The following is a 5,152-nucleotide window of genomic DNA, read 5'->3' on the forward strand; positions in this document are numbered from 1 at the left end:
AGCTAAGCGACTTCCATATCTCACAGGGGGCAACCCCCAACTACTTCCGGCGTTCTAGGGCTTAACTGCTGTGTTCGGCATGGGTACAGGTGTATCTCCTAGGCTATCGTCACTTAACTCTGAGTAATACCTACTCAAAATTGAATATCTATCAAATACCAAGAAAACCTCACACTTCGTATTCTCAGTTACTTTGGATAAGTCCTCGAGCTATTAGTATTAGTCCGCTACATGTGTCGCCACACTTCCACTTCTAACCTATCTACCTGATCATCTCTCAGGGCTCTTACTGATATAAAATCATGGGAAATCTCATCTTGAGGTGGGTTTCACACTTAGATGCTTTCAGCGTTTATCCCTTCCCTACATAGCTACCCAGCGATGCCTTTGGCAAGACAACTGGTACACCAGCGGTAAGTCCACTCTGGTCCTCTCGTACTAGGAGCAGATCCTCTCAAATTTCCTACGCCCGCGACGGATAGGGACCGAACTGTCTCACGACGTTCTGAACCCAGCTCGCGTGCCGCTTTAATGGGCGAACAGCCCAACCCTTGGGACCGACTACAGCCCCAGGATGCGACGAGCCGACATCGAGGTGCCAAACCTCCCCGTCGATGTGAACTCTTGGGGGAGATAAGCCTGTTATCCCCAGGGTAGCTTTTATCCGTTGAGCGATGGCCCTTCCATACGGAACCACCGGATCACTAAGCCCGACTTTCGTCCCTGCTCGAGTTGTAGCTCTCGCAGTCAAGCTCCCTTATACCTTTACACTCTGCGAATGATTTCCAACCATTCTGAGGGAACCTTTGGGCGCCTCCGTTACCTTTTAGGAGGCGACCGCCCCAGTCAAACTGCCCGTCAGACACTGTCTCCGATAGGGATAACCTATCCGGGTTAGAGTGGCCATAACACAAGGGTAGTATCCCAACAACGTCTCCTTCGAAACTGGCGTCCCGATCTCTTAGACTCCTACCTATCCTGTACATGTGGTACAGACACTCAATATCAAACTGCAGTAAAGCTCCATGGGGTCTTTCCGTCCTGTCGCGGGTAACCTGCATCTTCACAGGTACTAAAATTTCACCGAGTCTCTCGTTGAGACAGTGCCCAAATCATTACGCCTTTCGTGCGGGTCGGAACTTACCCGACAAGGAATTTCGCTACCTTAGGACCGTTATAGTTACGGCCGCCGTTTACTGGGGCTTCAATTCATACCTTCGGATTACTCCTAAGCACTCCTCTTAACCTTCCAGCACCGGGCAGGCGTCACCCCCTATACATCATCTTACGATTTAGCAGAGAGCTGTGTTTTTGATAAACAGTTGCTTGGTCCTATTCACTGCGGCTGACTTAAAGTCAGCACCCCTTCTCCCGAAGTTACGGGGTCATTTTGCCGAGTTCCTTAACGAGAGTTCTCTCGCTCACCTGAGGCTACTCGCCTCGACTACCTGTGTCGGTTTGCGGTACGGGTAGAGTATGTTTAAACGCTAGAAGCTTTTCTTGGCAGTGTGACGTCACTAACTTCGCTACTAAACTTCGCTCCCCATCACAGCTCAATGTTATAGATATAAGCATTTGACTCATATCACACCTCACTGCTTAGACAGACACTTCCATTCGTCTGCTTTAGTTAGCCTACTGCGTCCCTCCATCACTACATACTCTAGTACAGGAATATCAACCTGTTGTCCATCGGATACACCTTTCGGTCTCTCCTTAGGTCCCGACTAACCCAGGGCGGACGAGCCTTCCCCTGGAAACCTTAGTCTTACGGTGGACAGGATTCTCACCTGTCTTTCGCTACTCATACCGGCATTCTCACTTCTATGCGTTCCAGCACTCCTCACGGTATACCTTCTTCACACATAGAACGCTCTCCTACCATACCTATAAAGGTATCCACAGCTTCGGTAAATTGTTTTAGCCCCGGTACATTTTCGGCGCAGGGTCACTCGACTAGTGAGCTATTACGCACTCTTTGAATGAATAGCTGCTTCTAAGCTAACATCCTAGTTGTCTGTGCAACCCCACATCCTTTTCCACTTAACAATTATTTTGGGACCTTAGCTGGTGGTCTGGGCTGTTTCCCTTTCGACTACGGATCTTAGCACTCGCAGTCTGACTGCCGACCATAATTCATTGGCATTCGGAGTTTATCTGAGATTGGTAATCCGGGATGGACCCCTCACCCAAACAGTGCTCTACCTCCAAGAATCTTTATGTCGACGCTAGCCCTAAAGCTATTTCGGAGAGAACCAGCTATCTCCAAGTTCGTTTGGAATTTCTCCGCTACCCACAAGTCATCCAAGCACTTTTCAACGTGCCCTGGTTCGGTCCTCCAGTGCGTCTTACCGCACCTTCAACCTGCTCATGGGTAGGTCACATGGTTTCGGGTCTACGACATGATACTAAAGCGCCCTATTCAGACTCGGTTTCCCTGCGGCTCCGTCTCTTCAACTTAACCTCGCATCATATCGTAACTCGCCGGTTCATTCTACAAAAGGCACGCTCTCACCCATTAACGGGCTCGAACTTGTTGTAGGCACACGGTTTCAGGTTCTATTTCACTCCCCTCCCGGGGTGCTTTTCACCTTTCCCTCACGGTACTGGTTCACTATCGGTCACTAGGGAGTATTTAGGGTTGGGAGATGGTCCTCCCAGATTCCGACGGGATTTCACGTGTCCCGCCGTACTCAGGATACTGCTAGGTACAAAGACTATTTTAAATACGAGGCTATTACTCTCTTTGGCTGATCTTCCCAAATCATTCTTCTATAATCTTTGAGTCCACATTGCAGTCCTACAACCCCGAAGAGTAAACTCTTCGGTTTGCCCTCCTGCCGTTTCGCTCGCCGCTACTAAGGCAATCGCTTTTGCTTTCTCTTCCTGCAGCTACTTAGATGTTTCAGTTCACTGCGTCTTCCTCCTCACATCCTTAACAGATGCGGGTAACAGGTAGTACCTGTTGGGTTCCCCCATTCGGAAATCCCTGGATCATCGCTTACTTACAGCTACCCAAGGCATATCGTCGTTTGTCACGTCCTTCTTCGGCTCCTAGTGCCAAGGCATCCACCGTGCGCCCTTATTAACTTAACCTTATTTTTTGACCTTTCAGTCATAAACTCTTTTAATACTACAGCGTTTCGGTTTATTTTCTTGTTACTATTTGATATAGATATTCAATTTTCAATGTGCATTACTTGGTGATCTCTCACCAATGGAGCCTAGCGGGATCGAACCGCTGACCTCCTGCGTGCAAAGCAGGCGCTCTCCCAGCTGAGCTAAGGCCCCACAAGACCTCTCAAGACTAAACAAGACCAATGTGCAGTTCCTTATCCTTAGAAAGGAGGTGATCCAGCCGCACCTTCCGATACGGCTACCTTGTTACGACTTCACCCCAATCATCTATCCCACCTTAGGCGGCTGGCTCCTAAAAGGTTACCTCACCGACTTCGGGTGTTACAAACTCTCGTGGTGTGACGGGCGGTGTGTACAAGGCCCGGGAACGTATTCACCGCGGCGTGCTGATCCGCGATTACTAGCGATTCCGACTTCATGTAGGCGAGTTGCAGCCTACAATCCGAACTGAGACTGGCTTTAAGAGATTAGCTTGCCGTCACCGGCTTGCGACTCGTTGTACCAGCCATTGTAGCACGTGTGTAGCCCAGGTCATAAGGGGCATGATGATTTGACGTCATCCCCACCTTCCTCCGGTTTATTACCGGCAGTCTCGCTAGAGTGCCCAACTGAATGATGGCAACTAACAATAGGGGTTGCGCTCGTTGCGGGACTTAACCCAACATCTCACGACACGAGCTGACGACAACCATGCACCACCTGTCACCTCTGTCCCGAAGGAAAACTCTATCTCTAGAGCGGTCAGAGGGATGTCAAGACCTGGTAAGGTTCTTCGCGTTGCTTCGAATTAAACCACATGCTCCACCGCTTGTGCGGGCCCCCGTCAATTCCTTTGAGTTTCAACCTTGCGGTCGTACTCCCCAGGCGGAGTGCTTAATGCGTTAGCTGCGGCACTAAACCCCGGAAAGGGTCTAACACCTAGCACTCATCGTTTACGGCGTGGACTACCAGGGTATCTAATCCTGTTTGCTCCCCACGCTTTCGAGCCTCAGCGTCAGTTACAAGCCAGAGAGCCGCTTTCGCCACCGGTGTTCCTCCATATATCTACGCATTTCACCGCTACACATGGAATTCCACTCTCCCCTCTTGCACTCAAGTTAAACAGTTTCCAAAGCGTACTATGGTTAAGCCACAGCCTTTAACTTCAGACTTATCTAACCGCCTGCGCTCGCTTTACGCCCAATAAATCCGGACAACGCTCGGGACCTACGTATTACCGCGGCTGCTGGCACGTAGTTAGCCGTCCCTTTCTGGTAAGATACCGTCACAGTGTGAACTTTCCACTCTCACACTCGTTCTTCTCTTACAACAGAGCTTTACGATCCGAAAACCTTCTTCACTCACGCGGCGTTGCTCGGTCAGACTTCCGTCCATTGCCGAAGATTCCCTACTGCTGCCTCCCGTAGGAGTCTGGGCCGTGTCTCAGTCCCAGTGTGGCCGATCACCCTCTCAGGTCGGCTATGTATCGTTGCCTTGGTGAGCCGTTACCCCACCAACTAGCTAATACAACGCAGGTCCATCTGGTAGTGATGCAATTGCACCTTTTAAGCAAATGTCATGCAACATCTACTATTATGCGGTATTAGCTATCGTTTCCAATAGTTATCCCCCGCTACCAGGCAGGTTACCTACGCGTTACTCACCCGTTCGCAACTCATCCAAGAAGAGCAAGCTCCTCTCTTCAGCGTTCTACTTGCATGTATTAGGCACGCCGCCAGCGTTCGTCCTGAGCCAGGATCAAACTCTCATTAAAAGTTTGAGTTCTCACTCATTTCTGTCACTGACAGATTTATTGTTTTTTCATTGTTCAGTACTATAACTTCAGTTATAGTGCCCTGCACATTGGTTCGTCTTGTTCAGTTTTCAAAGGTCTTTGTCTCTCACTTCTCTCGTGAGCGACAACTATATTAGTATATCACAGCTACCTGCCTCTGTCAACAGATTTTTTAAACTTTTTTCAAGTTTTTTTACCACAATACACCATAGTCCGTACGGGATTCGAACCCGTGTTACC

General features: G+C 49.5%; 1 tRNA gene and 3 rRNA genes. All 4 read right to left on the minus strand.

What is annotated here, in order from left to right:
- Position 1: 1 nt before the first annotated feature.
- The 4 genes from rrf to HMPREF2853_RS00420 all read right to left on the minus strand — a co-directional run bounded on the left by rrf (position 2) and on the right by HMPREF2853_RS00420 (position 4,891).
- Positions 2 to 117, minus strand: a 5S ribosomal RNA gene (rrf, locus tag HMPREF2853_RS00405).
- Positions 118 to 193: 76 nt separating this feature from the next.
- Positions 194 to 3,096: ribosomal RNA gene (locus tag HMPREF2853_RS00410) — 23S ribosomal RNA — on the minus strand.
- A 122-nt stretch (positions 3,097 to 3,218) separates the two neighbouring features.
- Positions 3,219 to 3,291, minus strand: a tRNA-Ala gene (locus HMPREF2853_RS00415).
- Positions 3,292 to 3,342: 51 nt separating this feature from the next.
- Positions 3,343 to 4,891: ribosomal RNA gene (locus HMPREF2853_RS00420) — 16S ribosomal RNA — on the minus strand.
- The 16S, 23S and 5S rRNA genes sit together here with 1 tRNA gene alongside, the layout of an rRNA operon.
- Positions 4,892 to 5,152 lie beyond the last annotated feature (261 nt).

The organism is Streptococcus sp. HMSC077F03 (assembly GCF_001812375.1).
Classification (GTDB): domain Bacteria; phylum Bacillota; class Bacilli; order Lactobacillales; family Streptococcaceae; genus Streptococcus; species Streptococcus oralis_S.